Origin of the sequence: Pullulanibacillus sp. KACC 23026 (genome assembly GCF_029094525.1) — a bacterium.
Lineage (GTDB): Bacteria > Bacillota > Bacilli > Bacillales > Sporolactobacillaceae > KACC-23026.
Window position 1 is genome coordinate 1,591,611 of record NZ_CP119107.1, and the last position, 19,797, is coordinate 1,611,407.

At 39.7% G+C, this 19,797-nt stretch carries 24 protein-coding genes; 22 read left to right on the forward strand and 2 right to left on the reverse strand.

The annotated features are described in order from the left end of the window. The first annotated feature begins 158 nt into the window (after positions 1–158). The 22 genes from PU629_RS07270 to PU629_RS22560 all read left to right on the forward strand — a co-directional run bounded on the left by PU629_RS07270 (position 159) and on the right by PU629_RS22560 (position 19,110). The gene (locus PU629_RS07270) at positions 159–3,554 is read left to right on the forward strand and encodes a phage tail tape measure protein (RefSeq protein ID WP_275283620.1); all 3,396 of its coding nucleotides are present in this window, start codon (positions 159–161) and stop codon (positions 3,552–3,554) included. Between the two features lie 7 nt (positions 3,555–3,561). Then, complete coding sequence (locus PU629_RS07275; protein WP_275283621.1) at positions 3,562–5,214, forward strand: distal tail protein Dit; 1,653 nt, start codon at positions 3,562–3,564, stop codon at positions 5,212–5,214. Between the two features lie 12 nt (positions 5,215–5,226). After that, positions 5,227–7,590: a phage tail spike protein gene (locus PU629_RS07280; RefSeq protein ID WP_275283622.1), complete on the forward strand. Its 2,364-nt coding sequence runs from the start codon at positions 5,227–5,229 to the stop codon at positions 7,588–7,590. A gap of 15 nt (positions 7,591–7,605) precedes the next feature. Beyond that, positions 7,606–8,079, forward strand: a complete 474-nt coding sequence (locus tag PU629_RS07285; RefSeq protein WP_275283623.1) for a hypothetical protein — start codon at positions 7,606–7,608, stop codon at positions 8,077–8,079. After that, positions 8,076–9,800, forward strand: coding sequence for a right-handed parallel beta-helix repeat-containing protein (locus PU629_RS07290; protein ID WP_275283624.1), 1,725 nt, complete (start codon positions 8,076–8,078; stop codon positions 9,798–9,800). The genes PU629_RS07285 and PU629_RS07290 overlap by 4 nt, the downstream gene beginning before the upstream one ends. 26 nt (positions 9,801–9,826) lie before the next feature. After that, entirely contained in the window at positions 9,827–10,282 is a 456-nt protein-coding gene (locus PU629_RS07295) for a hypothetical protein (protein ID WP_275283625.1), read from the forward strand. Then, a complete protein-coding gene (locus PU629_RS07300; protein WP_275283626.1) occupies positions 10,279–10,488 on the forward strand; it encodes a hypothetical protein in 210 nt (69 codons plus the stop codon). The genes PU629_RS07295 and PU629_RS07300 overlap by 4 nt, the downstream gene beginning before the upstream one ends. A gap of 82 nt (positions 10,489–10,570) precedes the next feature. Beyond that, positions 10,571–10,753, forward strand: a complete 183-nt coding sequence (locus PU629_RS07305; protein ID WP_275283627.1) for a hypothetical protein — start codon at positions 10,571–10,573, stop codon at positions 10,751–10,753. Between the two features lie 131 nt (positions 10,754–10,884). Next, positions 10,885–11,361 carry a hypothetical protein gene (locus tag PU629_RS07310; RefSeq protein WP_275283628.1) on the forward strand — a complete coding sequence of 159 codons (477 nt, stop codon included), beginning with the start codon at positions 10,885–10,887 and terminating at the stop codon, positions 11,359–11,361. Between the two features lie 29 nt (positions 11,362–11,390). Beyond that, positions 11,391–11,825 (forward strand): hypothetical protein, encoded by a 435-nt coding sequence (locus PU629_RS07315; protein WP_275283629.1) that lies wholly within the window; start codon positions 11,391–11,393, stop codon positions 11,823–11,825. A 68-nt stretch (positions 11,826–11,893) separates the two neighbouring features. Continuing rightward, complete coding sequence (locus PU629_RS07320; RefSeq protein ID WP_275283630.1) at positions 11,894–13,435, forward strand: hypothetical protein; 1,542 nt, start codon at positions 11,894–11,896, stop codon at positions 13,433–13,435. A gap of 14 nt (positions 13,436–13,449) precedes the next feature. Then, positions 13,450–13,740, forward strand: a complete 291-nt coding sequence (locus tag PU629_RS07325) for a hypothetical protein (RefSeq protein ID WP_275283631.1) — start codon at positions 13,450–13,452, stop codon at positions 13,738–13,740. Then, positions 13,737–13,880, forward strand: a complete 144-nt coding sequence (locus PU629_RS07330) for an XkdX family protein (protein ID WP_275283632.1) — start codon at positions 13,737–13,739, stop codon at positions 13,878–13,880. Before PU629_RS07325 ends, PU629_RS07330 begins: the two co-directional genes overlap by 4 nt. A 32-nt stretch (positions 13,881–13,912) precedes the next feature. Then, complete coding sequence (locus PU629_RS07335) at positions 13,913–14,218, forward strand: hypothetical protein (protein WP_275283633.1); 306 nt, start codon at positions 13,913–13,915, stop codon at positions 14,216–14,218. A 16-nt stretch (positions 14,219–14,234) separates the two neighbouring features. Next, positions 14,235–15,185 (forward strand): glycoside hydrolase domain-containing protein, encoded by a 951-nt coding sequence (locus PU629_RS07340; protein WP_275283634.1) that lies wholly within the window; start codon positions 14,235–14,237, stop codon positions 15,183–15,185. Positions 15,186–15,373: 188 nt separating this feature from the next. Further along, positions 15,374–15,976: a phage holin, LLH family gene (locus PU629_RS07345; protein WP_275283635.1), complete on the forward strand. Its 603-nt coding sequence runs from the start codon at positions 15,374–15,376 to the stop codon at positions 15,974–15,976. Positions 15,977–16,109: 133 nt separating this feature from the next. Beyond that, entirely contained in the window at positions 16,110–16,916 is an 807-nt protein-coding gene (locus tag PU629_RS07350) for a GAF domain-containing protein (RefSeq protein ID WP_275283636.1), read from the forward strand. After that, complete coding sequence (locus PU629_RS07355) at positions 16,894–17,058, forward strand: hypothetical protein (protein WP_275283637.1); 165 nt, start codon at positions 16,894–16,896, stop codon at positions 17,056–17,058. Before PU629_RS07350 ends, PU629_RS07355 begins: the two co-directional genes overlap by 23 nt. Positions 17,059–17,207: 149 nt before the next feature. Beyond that, the gene (locus PU629_RS07360) at positions 17,208–17,588 is read left to right on the forward strand and encodes a hypothetical protein (protein WP_275283638.1); all 381 of its coding nucleotides are present in this window, start codon (positions 17,208–17,210) and stop codon (positions 17,586–17,588) included. A 55-nt stretch (positions 17,589–17,643) separates the two neighbouring features. Continuing rightward, positions 17,644–18,099, forward strand: a complete 456-nt coding sequence (locus tag PU629_RS07365) for an HNH endonuclease (protein ID WP_275283639.1) — start codon at positions 17,644–17,646, stop codon at positions 18,097–18,099. Continuing rightward, positions 18,096–18,575 (forward strand): helix-turn-helix domain-containing protein, encoded by a 480-nt coding sequence (locus PU629_RS07370; protein ID WP_275283640.1) that lies wholly within the window; start codon positions 18,096–18,098, stop codon positions 18,573–18,575. Before PU629_RS07365 ends, PU629_RS07370 begins: the two co-directional genes overlap by 4 nt. Positions 18,576–18,831: 256 nt before the next feature. Further along, complete coding sequence (locus PU629_RS22560; protein WP_481900506.1) at positions 18,832–19,110, forward strand: YkyB family protein; 279 nt, start codon at positions 18,832–18,834, stop codon at positions 19,108–19,110. Here PU629_RS22560 and PU629_RS07375 read toward each other — a convergent pair. Both PU629_RS07375 and PU629_RS07380 read right to left on the reverse strand, forming a co-directional pair. Next, positions 19,088–19,414 (reverse strand): YhjD family protein, encoded by a 327-nt coding sequence (locus PU629_RS07375; protein ID WP_275283641.1) that lies wholly within the window; start codon positions 19,412–19,414, stop codon positions 19,088–19,090. The genes PU629_RS22560 and PU629_RS07375 overlap by 23 nt on opposite strands. Before the next feature lies 1 nt (position 19,415). Beyond that, positions 19,416–19,793 (reverse strand): hypothetical protein, encoded by a 378-nt coding sequence (locus PU629_RS07380; protein ID WP_275283642.1) that lies wholly within the window; start codon positions 19,791–19,793, stop codon positions 19,416–19,418. Positions 19,794–19,797 lie beyond the last annotated feature (4 nt).

Below are 19,797 nucleotides of genomic sequence, written 5' to 3' on the forward strand. Positions count from 1 at the left end.
TTGTATACCAATCTTATGAAATCTGGATGGAAGTTTAACGACATCGAACAAGCAGATTTTTACGGCATGCTCTCGATAATGGCTGACGGAAAAGATCGAATGAGTGGAGAAGAGTTCTTTAATTCGATCTAATTTTTAACGGAGAGGAGGGGAAATAGGTGGCGGACAATAATGAAGGGGTTATTATTCGGGTTGGCCTTGATGGGGTAAACGTAACGAGCAGCCTAACTTCTCTCCGAAATACTGTGCGAGCATCCATGAACCAAATGAGAGCGGAATTTTCCGTTTTTGATACGGCTGGAGAGCGTATTAACGCTTTAAATGCAAGATACACAGGTATACAGAGAACCATCCAAGCACAGGATGTCTTACTTGAAAGACTTACCCAGAATTACCGACTAGCGGCGGCCCAATACGGCGAAAACAGTACGCAAGCTCTTCGATATGCTAACCAGATCAACAACGTGGTTAGGCAACAGGAAGGCTTAAGAGCTCAACTTAGCCAAGTGAATAGTCAATTAAGGACTGCAAGAAGTGAAATGTCATTATTGGGCCGGTCGAGCACTGTATTTAACAATATATCGTCTCGCGCGGACGCAGCTGCTAAAAAATTAAAAGATTTCGGTAAAACGATGTCTATGTCCGTGACGTTGCCCGTTGCAGGGGCATTAGCGGAAAGCGCTAAGACTTATATTGAGTTTAATCAGCAATTGACTCAAATGAAGTCTTTGTTAAATGATGGGTCCGTAGACGCGGCAACACTTAATAAAGAGATCAAAACGTTAGGATCCAATACTCAGAAGTGGGCTCAATCCTATGGGGAATCCACCAAGGATATTAATGACGGTGAAGAAGAGCTTATTAAAAAAGGTTATACCTATAACCAAGTTATAGGGGCTATGCCGTCTCTTTTAAACGCGGCCAGAGCTTCTGGTGACGATTTTACCACCGTAATGAGCATCTCAACGAGTGCTCTTGAGCAATTCAACCTAAAAGCCTCTGATACGGCCACGATGACGAAAAACACTCAACGTGTTACCGATTCATTAAGTTATGTAGCAAATAAGACAGCAGCAGGCTTTAATGATTTAGGGGTTGCTCTTACTTATGTTGGCCCTGTCGCTCACTCAGTAGGCTATTCTTTAGAGGATACAGCATCAGCGCTTGGGTTGTTGGCCAATAACGGGATTGAGAGCGATAAAGCCGGTACGGCGTTACGAGGGGCAATATCTCGAATGCTTAAACCCACCAAACAAAGCGCAGCAGCCTTCGAAGAGATGGGATTAAGCACGGATAAGATGAAAAAGGGATTTTACTCACTCCCAGATCTCCTTGATACCATTAACAAAAATACCCAAGGAATGACGAAAGCTGAAAAAGCGCATTTAATTACACAGGCTTTTGGTGTTCAGGCCCAAACAGGCATGAACATCTTACTCCAGCAAGGTGGAGATGCACTTAGAAAGCTAAGTGATCAAACCCAAAAAGCGACAGGGTATACTAAAAAGCTATCGGACCAAATGGGCAACTCTGCACAGGTCCAAGTCAATAAGTTAAAGTCGTCTGTCCAGGTGTTAGGCCAGGAAATCGGTCAAGAATTAGTACCTGAGCTGATTCCTTTGGTTGATAAGACCTCTAATCTTATTAAAGAGTTTGGGAGTTTATCCGATCAACAAAAACATTTGATTATTGACACAGGATTATTTGCTGCAGCCATTGGCCCGGTAGGACTGATCTTAGGTGGCACAGCAACAACAGTAAAAGTTGTTTCGGGTACATTAGGCAGTTTAACAGGTATATTAAGTCGTGTCGGCGTGGCAGGTGCTGAAGCGGCAGGGGAAGCCGGTGCGCTAACTGGCGCATTAGGTCTGTTAACAGGTCCAGTAGGGATAACTATTGCAGCACTAGGCGCCTTAGGGTTTGCCGGATACGAAGTCTATAAACATATTAATGATGCAAACTCATCTATGTATAAGCTTCAAAAGGTTTCTCTGGATGCGGCTAAAAGCACCGAGAAGCAATATGACTCAAATAATAATATGATAGATTCGTTAGATAGTTTAAGAGCAAAATCAAGACTTACCAATGATCAATTTGCAGAGTATATGGACTTGCAATCGAAGATTAAGAAGTCCACTGACCCGAAAGTCATTAGCGATTTAAAAGATAAAATGAACGATTTGCAAAACAAATCAGGCCTATCTAACAAGGAATTGCAAACAATGGTCAGTCTAAATAATACGCTTGTGAAAAAATTGCCTACAGCCACGAGTAAAATTACGGATCAGGGCAATCGAGTTGCCGGAGCTACTGATGAATTAAAGAAGTACAATGCAGAACTGGCAAAAACGGCAACCAGGCAATTAATGACTGATTATTTAAAGGCACAAGAGAATCAAAATACGCTATCAAAACAAAAAAACGATTTACAGGATAAGTTTAACAATGGATTAAAAACGGAGAGATCGTTAACTGATATTCTCCAAAATTACAGTAAAAAGAACCTTGATAACCTATTAGCTCAGTACAGTTCCCAAGAACAAAGTCTTGAATTGAAAAGAGCGTTGTATGTTGTTGAAGGCAAATCAACCAAGTCCTTGGACGACCAAATCTCACGATATAAGACAATACTTAAAGGCTTAGATGGTGGGAAAAAGGGGCTTACAGATCAGTTAGTTACTCAAAGACAACAAGATGATTCCTTGAAAAAACAAATTACTCACGTTAACCAGCAGCAACAGAAATACAAGGACTTACAAAAACAACTTCAAGAAAACCTACTGGTTAATGCCGGAATTAACAAATCGGTTGCCGAAAGGAATGCTAAAGAAGGAACCTCTAAGTCTTTAATCATTTCTCAAATTGCGTCTCTTGAGGACGAGAAAAAACATAATAAAGATCTACTTAACCAACATAAAATAACTGTTTCTCAATATGAGAGTATGAACAGTCAAGTAGATAAGCAGATCAGTAAATTAAACGGAGTTATTTCTAAGCTCAAAGACATCGATAACCAAGCTAAAAAACCCGTAACCAAAAGAGTAACAGTTACTGTCGATACTTCAAAGATGAGCACTAAGGAAAAGCAACTTGTGATGGGTCAAGTGAGAGCATATGAAGTCCAGGCTAAGGCTTTACAGGGTTACGCCACGGGTACTGATTACGTTCCACAAACAGGAAGTTATCTTGTCGGAGAAAAAGGCCCTGAGATCGTCACTTTGCCACAAGGCGCATCAGTAATGAACAATGATCAAACGATGGCGATGCTGAATACTAACCTAACCTCCAATTCAAAGGTTATTCAAATGATGAATAGAGCTTCACGGCAAACACCATCTTCAGGATCTGTAGATACATCTCGTCTGGAACAACTTCAAGATAGCAATAATCAACTCCAAGCTAAGAATAACCAATTAGTTTCAATGCTTATCCAGGCATTGAACAATAAAGAATTCAGTATCACTACAAAGCAAATTTATGATGCCAATAAATCCTATTCTGACCAACAAACAAAAAGCGTTAACCTGGCGAAGGGGGTGCTAACAGCTGGATAATTCAATCATGACCTTTAATTTTTGTGGTATGGATTCTTATCAGGATTTAAAGCTAATCGTAAACGATATTCGAATTCCTTTGGCGGGAACTTTAACAGAAAACGTCCAGGAGATACCTGGTATGGTTGGAAATCTGTTTCAAGGGGTTAGCATCTCGTCCAAGCCAATTGAAATAGATGCCACTTTGATTGCCGACAGCGATCGAGATCGCATGATGAAAGCCTATACCCTAGCCGATCTCTTTTTGCAATATACGGATGATGAGTATCCGATGATCTTTTCTCCTATAAGCGAATACACCTATTATGGGCATTTTACCAATTTACCGGCTCTTCAGAGAATCGCCCAAAATGAGACTTCCGGGGCGCTTACCTTATTGTTTACTTGTTCCGATCCTAAGGCTTACGGGGAACAACAGGAAATTCAGATAACTAATAATCCCTTTACGGTCACACCTAATGGAACAACCGATTGTTATCCTATCTTTACATGCTTGCCCCATGCAGATGTCACAAAAATCGCCGTGACAGACCAAGATGGTAATTATGCTTATGTAGGATCTGAAGTGGACCCTGACACCGGGGGAACAGCAATCGATAATGAGCCTCAAATCCTCCATGACTATTGCAATGATTTGTCACCTTGGCAGACCATTACTCAAAGTAACCTAACATTTAACTTGGAAAACGGAAAAATCGGCGGCTCCATGCGCTCGGTTGTGGACGTATTTAAAGTCGGTCTTACTTCCGATGGGAAGGATGATTACGGATCCAACGTTTCTGGTCACTGGCACGGTCCAGTCATTCAAAGGTGGTTGCCCCAGGCATGCAATGATTATCGGATTAGAGCACGAATGAAAAACGCTCAATTCTATCCACGAGCTCAAGGTAAAATTGAATTGTATTTATTGGACGCCAATGGGAAGCGAATCGGTAAAATCATGCTGAAGGACAATGGCAGCAGTGAGGAAGTTTATGCCCAGGCACAAATTGGGGATACGACGGATTACCATACGCTTTATTATGGGGCGGGCACCGTTAAAAAGGGCGCATCTAAAAAATTAAAAATAAAAAATGAGACCAATCCAAAAGGCAAAACAAAGACGGCTCAAAAATGGAAAACGATCACAGAGACAGAGAGTTTTTCTACAGACACCTTCACGAATTTTTACGGTTATATAGAGATTCAAAAGATCGGAAATAAATACAGGTTTGAAATTATGAAGCTAAATGATGATGTCAACCCTGCCTGGTCAAAGCCCATTACGGGGACCTGGACCGATAACACGAATCATTATGGATCAGCGCTTGCGGGTATCGCCCTTTATGTGGCTAAATATGACATTAAAGAGGATCAAGTTACACCGGTAGTTAATTACCAAAATAACACTCTCGATCTTTGTGATGTGACGGTGAACAACATTATCAACGGGGGCAATAGCGCTTCTTCAACGACTCCGACCATTGCCAAAGATGGCGATGAAATAAAGATTAATTGTGAAGATCATAACCTTTATAAGAACGGCGCCTTTTTCAATGACAAGCTTTATATCGGTTCGAATTTCCCCGTGATGGTTGGCGGAGTAGAGCAGACCTTTGCATTTGAGCCCGACTTAGACTCTGCTGATTGGTACGTATCGTATAGACCGACAAGGCCATAGGAGGGAGAGACTGTGTATTACATTCTGGATAAGGATTTAAAACCATGCGGAGTGCTCTCTCTTGATGGAAAAGGGTGCAAGTTTTATGGGGATGACAGAAACGTTCAGATTGCCGATGACACCGGTAAGTTGTGGAATGATACTTTAACCCTATCCGTTCCTTATGGATACCCTGAGACCGATTATATGACGGAAGGGTACCATCTTTTGAAACAAGGTGATAACGGTCGCTGGTATTGTTTTCGGATTAACAATTGGACAGATGGAACAATTGGACCCGTGCACTTTAAAACGATTCAAGCCGTTAACTTATGTATATGGGATTTGGCACACACGCAAGTGGTTCCGACAACGTTAACCAAGGCCAATAGCACGCAAGCATTTGAACACAATTTACAAAAGTCTGATTGGCAAATTGGAACGGACAACTTTTATGGCGGCGGATATGATGTGGAATTCACGTTAGGTGATAACGCCCAATCAATGACCGATACCCTAACTAAAACCTATTCAGTGGAAATTGACGCTTACGTGGAGTTGCAGAATGGACAAGTTGCTAAAAAGTTAATCGATATTGAACCTCAACTTGGTGAAGTGACTGGTAGACGGATTGAATATAGGCGTAACATGACAGGCATTACGCGATCAGGAAGCGACGATCAGCTTTTTACTAAGTTATACGTTTATGGGGGAACACCCGATGGAGCAGACAGCCCTATCTCGATTGCTTCCGTTAATAGCGGACAAGACTTTTTAGTGGATGACGATGCTAATGATACCTATAACGCGGGTAAAAAGTATTTAGAGGGATTCACCCAAAACGAAGATATAACGGATCCCGCTGGATTATTAACCTGGGGCAAGCAACAATTAGCCCTATACAATCATCCTAAATACAACTATACCGTTGACGTGGCTTATCTCGGATGGAATCCAAATCTTGGTGATACCATTGAAGTCTTAGATTTTGAGATGCAGCCACCTCTTACTTTGTCAGCGAGGGTTATCCAAAAAGTAGAGTCGGAGGCTAACCCACAGTCTAATCAAGTTGTGATAGGTGAGTTTGTCGAGATTATAGCCGTTACCCCATCTGATATCTGGAAGCTTCAAGCAGCTGCATCACAAGCCCAGCAATCTGCCGAACAAGCCAAATCTTATCGGATCGAAATATTCATGCCAGACGGTACGGATTTCAGCGATGGAAGCAGTCAAAAGCGAATTATCGCTCGGGTCTTTTTAGGAAAAGATAACGTGACGGCTTTGATCAGTCCCGACTCATTTGCTTGGCAGAAGATTAATAGCGATGGCAGTCATGATTTAGATTGGGAGGCCGCTCATACAGGAGTTGGAAATGTCATTACGGTGGGAGACGAGATATCTGGATCCACCATTCGATGCAATCTCATTAACGGTAAAGGGGACCCAATCCTTTCTGCGGATGAAACGGATGCTGCATACTTTGCAACGTTGCCGTTAACTAACTCTAGTGACGACGTGAATAAGAGAGTCTCACAATACGCCCAAGTCGACAGTGTGAACGGCGATATCTATTGGTCTCAAGAATATACAGGACCTAAGCAGTCGGAAAATGGAGGATGGCAGTCTTTTAACCTTACACGAACGGATCTCGATGGGAATTACAAGGATCAAATGTGGGTGATTGCCGGAGGACACGGGACCTCATTCGGAATTGAACATGTGGGAACGGACATTTATATTTGGTCTGCTTATTTAGATACAACGAAATCAACACTTAACGGGGCGCACTATTGGGGTGTGGCTCGTTTTAAGTATGTACCTGGAAAAACCTTATTGTTTGGTGATTCTTCCACAGATTTTCAATCGTTAGATGGTACCTATTACCGAGTCAATTATGACGAGAAAAACGATTATGTTCAGCTTTCAAGTGGATTTGCTAATTTCTACGTCTGTAAGCGATCTGACATTGAACAAAACCTATTCAAGCCGATTTATATAGGAGCAGCAAGTGACTGCGGATTTGACGGTAACAGTCAAACTTTCCAAACTTCTTGCCTGGACTTTCCTTATATTTATTTTTGCTCGGGAGATGTGGACGGCCATGATCAACGAATTATGTATTGTTATGATATTCAATCAAGGTCACCCGTTTATAAGATTGTCTTCACTTTTGACAAAGAGACTATTAATCAAATAGGTGACTATAACGAGCCTGAAGCCGTAAGTGTTTATTACGACGAAACCGGTAAGAAATGGGTCATTATTGGCTTTTCGTGGGGGAATGAAGATTCTTCAGATTATCAGAGAACCAATCAACTTTTTAGAATCAATGAACATAACAGAGACGAATCGACTTATTACTTTATTCAGAATGACCAAATTACAACAGGTTTTTAAGAGAGGTGAGCAAATTTGCCAAATGATAAAGACCTAAAAAAAGCAACCAATGGGTATCCGGCCCAAAACTATAACCCTAATACAGGAAACTATGAAGAAACGTATGGGGTTAATAATACGGCCCTTATCACCATGGCTAACCCCGGTGATGGGAGTCCTATTGATCCGCGCTCGGCTCCAGGATTAAAAGGTTTAGCTACCGGGTCTGTTACGGTGGGTTCCTCACCTGTTGAGCTTCGAGCAGGCACGGCTCAACTATCAGGACGGAGACAAATGATTGTTTATCCTCCTGACTCAGGAACCATCTATTGGGGAAACGCAAATGTGACAATAGATAATGGTGCGCCATTAGTCGGCGGGAAAACAGCCGATGGTGCCAATATAAACGACCCTATTATATTTGACTTCGATCCATCTTATCCTTATTCGGTGTATGCCATAACGGATGGAAGCTCGTCGGTTAGTGTAAGGGTGGCTGAGATCGTATGAGCGTATCTTTCGGACGTAAGAATACCAAAGTTGGATTTTTTGTAGATAGTGATTTAGTTCAGAAAGTAGACAATGCCAATGAGAATATACTAGGGATAGGAGTAAATGTGCTTTATCCACCTCCTCCATTCCAACACGTTTCTAATGACGGATCCGATGTTACGTCAGCCTTACAAGCTATCATAACTAATATGTCCGGGAGCACCATTGTCCTTCCGGACGGTGACTATGGAATATCTTCCACACTAGATTGCCCAGACAATACCACTTTAATCCTGGCATACAGGGCACGATTATTCACAACTAAATTTTTAGATAACATTTTGCAATGTAAAGGCAGTGTGACTGGAACGACCGCATTATCTGCGGATTTGCCAATGGGAAGCCGTGATGGTATTGGCGTGACCGATGCATCTATTTTTTCTGTGGGGGATCTTATTATGATCCGAGATAACTATCGACCAGAGACAAACCAGCCCACTCGAGGAGAAATGCATTATATTCATGCGGTTGATGCGAGTAGTAATACTATCGATATTGAAGAACCAACATGGGACACTTATCAAGTAAGCCAATCAGCTTGTATAGATTTAATTACCCCTAAACAGAATTTTAGAATTTTTGGAGGGATTTTTGAGGGGCTAGGCGTTGGAGGGAATCAATATTCCGGTCTACTCATTCAAAATGTTGTTAACTTTAGAATTGTACAAGCCAAAGTTCGTAAATGGGCAAGGCGAGGGATATCTGTCTCTGGTTCGCTGTTTGGTAAGATTGACCACTGCTATTTCGAGGACATATATGATACTAATCCAAACAATAATCCAACAGGGTATGCTATCGAATTTTCATGCGGAACACAATGGAGTGATGTGGTCTATTGCTCGGCTATTCGTGTTTCAAAACTTTGGGATGCTTCAGGGTCAGGCTCTGGATTTTCTCGTTTTTGTAACGTCGAACACAATAAGGTATACGGAGCTAATCGAGGTGGTATCAGCACGCACGCAGCTGCATCCCACATTAATATCAATGACAATGATATTTATGGTTCGCGCTTGGCTGAGATGGGAGAAGGTCACGGGATATTTGTTCGAGGAGCCAATATGACAATTACAAATAACCGTATTTATTCCCCGGCCGAATACGGAATAGAATGCCAATCGAACGGGTCTATAGGAAGCTACAATATAAGCGGAAACAAGATTTATAATGCTGGGCAAGTGGGAATCCGAGTAGCTCAACGAGATGCTGAAACATTAACGATAGCAAATCGTATCCATGACATTAATATTCAGGATAATGAAGTCGATCTTTGTGGTCAGGATGGTATCTTGGTTTACGCCTTTACGGATACGAACGGCGCAATGAGTAATATTAATGTTCACGGTAACACCGTAAAACATCAAGGCACATACGGGATTAGGGTAGCCATGTCAACTGGTGAAATTGATGACGGTGCGATTTCAGATAACATTGTCCAATTTGTTGGGGATTCAACAGCAGGAACAGCATCTATCGCTTTAAAACCAAATGCGGGTAAAAACATATCAGGTTTCTTAGTCCAGGGGAATAGATGCTTAGGATCTGAGACCGGTATATTATCTTCGGATTCTACTCATGTCGTAGGTAGCTATGTGAATAACAACTTGATAAAAGCAAAAGTCGCGGGGGTATCTGGATTTGATGCATCTCAAGTTGGAACCAATCCTACTACAATAGCTTAGCTATTAAAATAAGGAGGCTAAATATAATGCCAATAAATGACCTTGATATGTATTCACCAAGAAATGGAAGATTAATAAAAGAGGATGGCACGACCGTCAATGAAGCAGAAGGCTTTAACTCGGATGGCTCGAGGAATGTGAAAGTAACGGGGAGTTTAGTTATACAAAGAATGGATAATGTATTGATACCCGCGGGCACTACTCTAAGATCCCCAGTTGATAATTACTCAATCTATAAATATGGGGCGTCTTATGTGATGGGTGGTAAAGCGAATATTAGATATAAACCGTATTTAGATTTAAAAGGATCAACGCCTAACATAGCTGATATTAATATTAATATCAACGCTAATTATCCAAGCTCATTTGGTGTTGATAGTCTTAATAATGTATTACCTCAATTGTTATATGCATCTTTTGAAATAACTAATACCGATACATCAGACCATACTTATACCGCTTATGAGGTGTTGAAACCATGACGTTAGATGATGTTAAAAAGCTGCCATTGGATGACGAAGAAAATGTTATATTAGAACTGTTTAACGTGTTCATTCCTCAAGATTCGTTTTTGGACATGTTCTCTAGTTCTGATTTTACCTATGATTCATTAATAACAAATGGAAATGCCACAGAAAGTTGGAAACAACAATTTCAAGATTGGAAAGCTAAAGGAATTATCTCATAAGCAACAAACGGCGGTCGTCACTTGCATAAAGCAGGAAATCAGTGGTAATCTCCGTAGGTCTAATTGTAAGGAGGAAAAGATATTGTGGTTAGTGACCCGAATCTACAATGGTAAAAATATAGAAGCAGAGCAGTTTGATCTTTTTATAAATGCAAAACAATCTTATGAAGATTGGATTTTTGAATATAAGCACATAGGGGTTTTAACCAATGTTCAAGTAGTGTTGTCAGAAGCGAATAAATTCGAGGTTATTAATAATCAATAGCTTGACTTATAAGGCGGTCGTCACTTCCTCAATGACAATAATATATGTCAAATTAACAAAAATTCACTGTACAATGTATTTTTGTGATAATATATCACTATAATATAATTGTGGGGAAGTGCGACTTTTTAATGAAGCAGATGGATACCTTTTTTGGCATTAGATTCGGTAGCTTTATTTTAATCTGGGTTGTTTTACTAGTTACTATATTCAAAACAGTAGAACCTAAAACCATCCTTTCAAGCCTAATTCTTTATTCTATTCCAATTGCTTTAGATTATTTTGGTCACGCCCCTTTAGAAGAAAGAAATGTAAAAAGAAGGAACCTATCACTATGGACTGCAATTGGGTTAACGATATTATGCTTAGCGTTTTTACTTATAGATGTTAACATTCAATGGTTTATTGATAATTTATATGTAAAGTCATTTTTATGTATAATCTCAAGCTTTTTTGTTTTTTTTGCTGGTTTAGATTGGGTAGGGTACAGTACTGAAAGTGAATTCGCCTATCGAAAAAAAATCAGAGAAGCACAAAAGTTACATCAAGAAACGTATCGGTTTGAAGAGAGAGTTAAAGAGAAACGTAAGAACGCTCAAGAAGTTTAAAAAAATTTGAGGTAGGAGGACAAATTGCTATGATTTTATTTGGATTAATTTATCTGGTAATTGTTCTTTATGCATCTTTGGCCTATGGTACTTATTTGAAGTTCAAGAAAAACGGTATTAATCCTGTAGGTCACACAAAAATTACAGTGTTTTTCTTTCCAGCGTTATTATTTTGTATTCACCTATTTATAGCAATAACGTTTTTATTTAAGAAGCCCACATATTCTTTGTTTATTATGAAGAAAATACTTTTTAATTATCCAGAGTTGATAGGGGTATTTATTGAAGTTATTTTGGAAAAGAAGGCGACTGAATTTGCACAAGAGCATCTACATGAAAAACTGACTACTAATAAAAAAATAAGAAAGGTAGCAACAAAAACAAAGGCCTTAAATCTTGATGATTTAGATCCATCGCCAAGTCAAATACTAAAAAGATATAGAAATGTTTTGGCTCCTGCTTAAGAGTTGGAACGTCTTAAGAGTCCCGTATAGGGGCTCTTTTTATTATTCCTTGAAATGAGGTGAAACACATGGCCGTTCTTGCAAGTACCGATATCCCATTCACAAATAACAAGCAATTGGCGTTAGCGGCTCAACAAACAGCCAATATAAAACGTCAAACCTTTATTGATCAACCTGTGCCCCCTTATCAGCCAGGAGATATGTGGGCAAATGGTGCGACGGTTTATGTTTGTATTAAAGAAAAGGCACTAGGACAAAACTTTGATCAATCTGATTGGCAGTTGCTTTTAAAATATATCGATGAGCAAGGCCTTTATGTAGGTAATTTTTCATTTAATCAAGGTATTGGTGGGACCTTAACCCTTGGTGGAATAAACAACGGTAATGGGGTTCTGATCGTCCTTGATTCAAACGGTGATACGATTGCCTATTTGGATGGTGGTAACGGTGGGTTTGACACCTTAAGTATCGGAAATTTGATTAGCCCTTCCGTTTATAACGTCAATGATGACGATCAAACCATTAATGTATCAAGCAATATAAATGCAGCTCTCGCATCCATTCCCCCATTGAATAACGGGAATGTTAAATTAGTCTTCCAAAATGATATCTCGGAGAACCTGGACATAAGCAACTACTTAGGGGACGGAACCATTGAAATAGACCTTAATGGGCATGCGTTTAACGGAAACGTTTATAACCATGGCAACTCACCGCAGTACATTTATTTTCATGACGGGACCATAAATGGTGACGGAGACAGCGTGACTTTAAATGATGCTGTTTTCGAGGTTGATAGGTGTACTTATGTAAAATGCGAAAATATCAAACTGTATGGGAATGGAAACCCAACCTACGGATTCTACTGCCACAGTGGATCAACACTATATTTACAAAACTGTGAAGCTTACAACGTCCAAGAAGCAATGAGCGCGGGTACAGGAGGAGAAATAGAAGTCGATACCTGTAAAGGACTTGGCTCTAAATATGGCATACATGCTTTTTATGGTGGACGAATAACAGCTTTCGGATCTCAGCCAGGGGGAAGCACAGCTGATTCTCTAGGTGTATCGGGTGAGATTTTCCCGAGTGGCGGGGCAACCGTGGATACAGGTGCTGCAACTCCACCAGCTGCACCACCAACCACTAAATCGTGGTCAGCAACTAGCGCAGATAACTGGTCAGATAATGGGTACGATTGGATGGGAGAAGGTTTCCCACGGCAAGGTAATTATGGATACGGTACCCGCACAGGCTATTGGTTCTTTGGTTCAGGTCCTCACTCCACACTGAATGGTAAGAGCATTAAATCCATGCGAGTTTATGTAACTCGTAAGTCATCCGGAGGATCTGCAGGAGCAGAAACCATACGTATTAAATGGCACACCTATGCTTCTAAGCCGTCAGGGAACCCAAGCGCTATGGAATCCAGCGATTATGTGGATGTATCCCTTAAATGGGGACAATCAGCATGGGTAACCTTACCAAGTTCATTCTGTACAGCTTTTGCAAATGGGAAGGCCTATGGGATTGGTATTAATATTGGATCAAGTAAAGCTAACTATGCAGCCATGTCGGCATCGTGCAAGCTTGAAGCAACTTACAGCTAAGGAGGTGGCTAATTTTGAAACTGGTACTCTATGATTCTAATGATCAAGTGATAGAGATTGTGGAGGGAATTAATAATCCTAAAATCTCAGATGGCTCGATTCAATGGGATGGGGGATCGCTTGTTGGATTAAAGGCTTCTTATCTCTTTTTTGATGACAGTGTGTCGATCAATCACGGGGATATTTTAACAGCAGATGTGCAGTCCACAGCGATTGACACTTCAACCTTTGAAGCCTCTACCCAAGATCAGATTAAGAACCTACAAGCCGTGGTTAATTCATTCTTACTGGGGGCGATTGAATGAGTGCAGTCTATGCAAACTTTTATAAAGATGCCTGGAAAAATGGCGTTGTTACCTCATCAGATATTGATACAGCCGTTTCAAAAGGCTACTTAACACAGCAAGAAGCTAATCAAATAAAAGCATTACCTCAAAGCCCCTGATAGGGCTATTTTTATGGATCGGGGGCTATTCGGTGTCTGAACAGGAGCAATGGTATACAAATAAGGAATTGTTCGAGCAAATCAACGTTATGCGTGGAGAATTTAAGGACCTTAGCAATGAAATGCGCGAAACAAGAAACATGATTAAAGAGTACAACGGGCTTAGAGACGAGGTAGGCAAGTATCGAAAAGAAGTGGAAGAACTAAAGGAAGCTTTAGACGTTCTTCAAGCTAAAGCTGAAGGACGCTCTTCTGTTTTAGAAGGAATTAAATCCTGGGGCGGATGGATCATTGCATTGTTATCTTTCGTTATTACTCTTTGGAGACTTAATAATTAAAAGGAGAGTGTTTTAAATGACTTATGTAGGAATGGATTGCGCAACCAAATTAACCGCAGATTTAGTAAGTGCTTTAAAGGCAGCTGGTGTCACCCATGTTGCCCGCTATCTAGGGACGTCCTGGAAGGGTCTGACTGCGGACGAAGTAAAAGCAATCAGCGATTCAGGAATTAAGATTGTCAGTGTTTTTGAGACAAATCCAACGAAATCAAGTTATTTTACCGCGGATCAGGGCAAGCAAGACGCACAGGCGGCAAGTAAATACGCAAACGACTTAGGGCAGCCTCATGGGACTGCTATTTATTTTGCCGTCGATTATGATGCTCAGGGTAAAGATCTAGGAGCAATCCTCGATTATTTCAATGCGATTATTGGAGAATTGAAGGATTATAAAGTTGGTGCGTATGGTTCTTATGCAGTGATGCAGTATCTTAAGCAGCAATCTAAGATAGAGTACTTCTTCCAAACTTACGCCTGGTCAAATGGTCAAGTTTGCGATTTTGCTCATCTATATCAGTACCAAAATGGAGTTAATATTGCCGGAGTAAATGCGGACCGAGATAAGGTCTTACAAGAGCCAGGGGCATGGGCAATTATAGCCCCTAAGGCAAAAACAACTGCAGCACCATCCACAACTACACAAAAGCTTGTGGACTATATCATCAAGCCTGGAGATACCCTTTCACAGATTGCGGCTAATCACGATACATCTGTCGATCATTTGGTCAGCGTTAACAAGATCAAGGACCCCAATACAATCTTTGCCGGCCACAAGATTAAAGTGCCCGCAGTAATAGGAAAGATTGTTGAAAAGCTTACGGAGAAGCACGTCAAAGTCAAGAAAGGCGACACGCTTAGTGGTATTGCGTCGGACAATGGTTTAACACTTTCTGAAATTGAAAAGCTCAATCCACAGATTAAAGATCCTGATGTGATTCATCCTGGAGACAAAGTTAGGGTTAATTAGATTTCTTAGCTTTTTTTAGAAACGGTGAAAAGTATAACCGTCGTTTGAACGAGAGTGCTTAACATGCCGATAAGGCTTAGATATATAAGAAATTTAATCTTTTTGGTGTTAAACATGGGCAGTCTTCCTTTCATTCTAAAAGGTAGGTTGTCCAATTTAAATAAAAAAATTATAAGGGAGAGGTTCAAATGTTTGCACAAATCGGTTATGACGTTTTACCTTATGTTGTCTCACTTGTTGTGGCTTTTGGCGGTTATCTACTTACTCACGTTGGGGCATTCTTAAAAGCGAAAATTGGAGAGAAAAACCTTACAAATGTCGAAAAGAAACTTGGCATTGCAGCGCAACAAATCCAACAGAAGAAAGGTATCGCTTATGATGCAGTCCACTGGGCAGAGGATAAGTTTAAGCAATTAGGCGGACCCGATAAGCTTTCTAAGGCCGTCGATTGGGCAGTAACCGAAGCTAAAAAACTAGGAATAGATACATCTAAGCAGGAGCTTGAAGATAAAATCCGTGTAGCATTTACTGAGTTTGAGCCTCAGCTGGTGTCAATTGGCACTGAGCTGTTAAAAAGTGATCAAGCAGATGGAGAAGAAGCAACTCCTGAAGAAACCACTCCGGATCCAGAACCAACACCTGAACCAGAGGTTGAAAAACCATTAACTGAGATGACATCAACAGATCTTAAAAATATCGTAAATCAAGCTGTTACGGATCATCTTCAAACACAAACAACGGCCGTGACTCCTGCACAAACTGTTCAGACTACAACAGTATCTGCACAATAAATATAAAATACATTAATAGCCCTCAATTGTCGGTTAATTCCGATGGTTGGGGGCTTTTTTAATTTTTTTATAGACTTTTTAATTCTTGTCCACTTATAATTGTTAGAGTGTATAAGTGTGCGAGGTGAAGCATATGGGTGGAACAGATTTTTCAAATACAAAAACATTGAAATATGTTGATTCAATGTTTTATGGGTTATTAACTCATCATCACTTACTTAGTGTTCTGGCTATTATTATCATACTTTTATTAATAGTTTCTCCTTTTGTTTTAAGGTCTTTGAGAATAATCAAACCAAATAAAGATCTTAAACAATACAAAGAAGAAGCTGATAAATTACATGAGGATTCTCAACAAAAATCTTATATTCTTACTCTAATGGATCAAGTTAACCAAGAAATCCCTAATTTAAATTCTTTATTAGGCTCAGAGAAGAGAGATTATGGGATGAATTTGATTAGTATGGTAATGTCACAGATCCCTCAATTGTTTAAGAGTTCTAAAAGGGAATCACATCGTTGCGCTATATTTATTCCTGATCCCGAGGACGCTAATCAGCTAAAAATTTTAGAAGGAAATGGTTATAGTATGCGTGGGAAGGAAAAGCTAAGATTAAAAATTTACGAAGAAGGTTCTTTAGCAGGAAATGTTTACTTGCGTAAAGAATATAAATATACACCAGATGTTACTAAAGACACCAACTTTGTTCCTAACCCGAAAGCAACAAAAAAGTACTTCTCGCTCCTATGTGTACCGATCATGGTTCGCGATGAAATTATTGGTGTTTTAAGTATTGATGGGTCAGAACCTGATTGTTTTTCTAAAGGTGACATTCAATATTTCACGATTTTTTCAAATCTGATTGGTATACTTATGGACATTGCGGATGTACAATTAAGAAGAGGGGATGATGAAAATGAGGTACAAGACGCTGGATGAGGCAAGGAAAGCTTATCTCAATAAGAAGCTCACTCCTGAACAGTTTAACTCTTACTTGAAAAAGTTTGCTTATGTCGACCAAGAAAGAAAGTCTATTGATAAATCAATGAAGCGAATTGAAAAAAGACTAATTCACGCATAAAAAAAGTCCACTGTCCTTAATTGGATGGTGGGCTTTTTTTGTTTGTACAAAAATATTAAAAAACTTTTAAAAAGGGGTTTACTTTCAACCGTTATCGGTTATAATTAAATTATAGATAACCGATAACGGTTGAAAGGGAGCGGTATACAATGTTTGACCATGTAAAGATGGAATTAATTAATAATGTAGATGACAAAAAAGTACAGGAGATTGTTAATTCAATTTTAGTAAATGGTTGGGTTGGATCTCCCATACTTTATCACAACTCAATTGGCCTTATCACAGGGAGTCACCGGGTCAAAGCATTAACGATAATAAACGAAATGTATGAAAATGAAAACTTAACAGATGACCAAGTGAAAATAGTTGAAAAAATAAATAATACTGAAGAGTACGTTTTGGATGTTACCTACATCATCGATGAGTGGATGGAAAACAACCCAGGTGAAGAATGGGAATACGATAGCATTGGTAAGCTGTTTGAAGGTACGGAAGTAGAAATTTGGAAGGATGAAATAGTTGAATGGTAAAGGTTAATCAACGTCAAAGCTTAAGGAGATGGGGGTTTAATGCCTATCTTTTACCATGCCTAGAATTGATTTAACTGGACAACAATTTGGTGATTTAACAGTACTATGTCTAAGTGATCAAAAACTAAATGACGGTACTAGTCTTTGGGAATGCTGGTGTACATGTGGCAATAAGACTTATGTTGCTGGATACGCTTTAAGAGCCGGAATTTATAAAAGTTGCGGATGTAAACGTGCGAAAAAAAGAGATAAAGGGGCTCGTATCCACGAGAGCCTAGATCGTGTTGACGGCACCAGAAAGTCTGCTCTTAAGGCCAAACTGCATAAAGAGAATAAAAGCGGTCATAAGGGCGTGATGTGGTTGGAGAGCAAAAAGAAATGGAAGGCCTACATTGGTTTCAAAGGCAAGCAGATCAATTTGGGCTATTTTGCCGATAAAGAAGAGGCGATTAAAGCGCGTAAAGAGGCCGAGGAAAAATATCATAAACCTTATCTGGAGGGAGATCAATGAGCGTACTTGATCAAATCATGGGCGTTAAAGAAGCTGGTGAGCTTTGGGGTCTATCAGCGGACCGCGTTAAGGCGATTTGCCAATCTGGAGAGGTTGAGGCAAAGAAAATCGGGAAAACTTGGATAATCGATAAAAATCAACCTAATCCAAAAAGGAGTAAAAATAAAATGTTAATTGTCGACCAATTGATTGGGTTAAATGGCTATGAGTCCGGAGTTATCGTGTTCAAAGATGGGGAAGGTTTTGTGGTAAATTGGAGCGGCATTAATGGATTACCAAGATTATTTGGTGACGCAATAATCGGCTTAGGCGAAAAAGTTGAATTTGTTAAGATAAGCAAGGCGCCTAACGATGTTTTGGATAAAGCAACGGGGTTAGCTTTACAGGAGCAAAATGGGGCAGATGAAGAACCAGTTATAGATGAGATCTTCGAATGCAACGATTGTTATGTTTTCACATTTGAGTTATGGAATTAGAAGCGATTAAGAGCAGCCTTTCCAGGTTGAGGTTACTCTTTTTATGATATAGAAATCCCCTACCACCCACCGTGGATGAAGGGACAACTATAATTTATAATATTAAAAAGGAAATCCCCCTTAAATGTGGAATATATAACCACAAAAGGAGGGATTTATTTTGTACATACATAAACAGAAGCCAAAAATTAAGTCGAAATCTAAGCGTAGATTACAAAATCATGACGTTGAACAAATTAGCCAAGCATTACACGTATTGAATATCAACTCAAAATCATCTAGGCACAAGTTAGAGTTCTATTTGCTCAAAAGTGCTGTTATTAAGAAACTTTTATCGGAAGGTTTGGCTCATAAAATTGGCATCCACCGCGGTTACACCTCAATAAAATGTGGAGTTTTCCTTTTCCATACACCCTCAACCCAAGAAGATCTTCAAAGTTTGCCTCAAATATCAGTGAAATCAACGAGAAACCCAAATGTTGAAATGCCCACCTATATTGCGGAAATGCACATCAATAATTTTTTGAGAAATTAGCCATAAGCAGCTTCTTAATCTCCTCGGTGATCTGAACGATGTTTATTTCAAAATACCCTTTCCTGTTTCCGATCCTTGCCTCATATACCGTTGGCTCATCTGTCTTTGATATCCTCATATTGTACTTATTAATCTCTTTTAGCTCATCATTAGCCCTGACTAAGGCATTTTCCATAAGACTCTTATAAAACTCTTCAAACTCAAGACCGCCAAGCTTTTCTTTATCATGGCTCAATACTTTAATGGCGCTTCTGGCAATAATATACCGTTTGGCAAGATCGATGTCTTTCTGTGTGAGATCCATTTTATCTCAGATCCTTAATATGATTGATGGCGCTTTTATGAAGAGCTAACGAAATGATTAGCAAAAGAAACGCTAAAACAATAGCAGCTGGTGCACTATTAAATGTACGTCCTAGATCGAACCCGATAAATCCCCATCCTAAAGAAAGGAAAATAGCCAGGAAAGGCAAACCATAACGATTAATCATAAATAGGAAAAAAATGATCAAAGATATGCCAAAAACAATCCATGAATGTGAAGTAAAGCCCAACACAACAGAAACAACAAAGATTTCAAACGTTAAGAAAGAAAAACCTTGCTGGTTTAATTTTTGATTAGCTATTCCCCTCCTAACTTGATCTTCAATATTTCTCTCATTATCTTCTTGTGGATTACTCATCTAA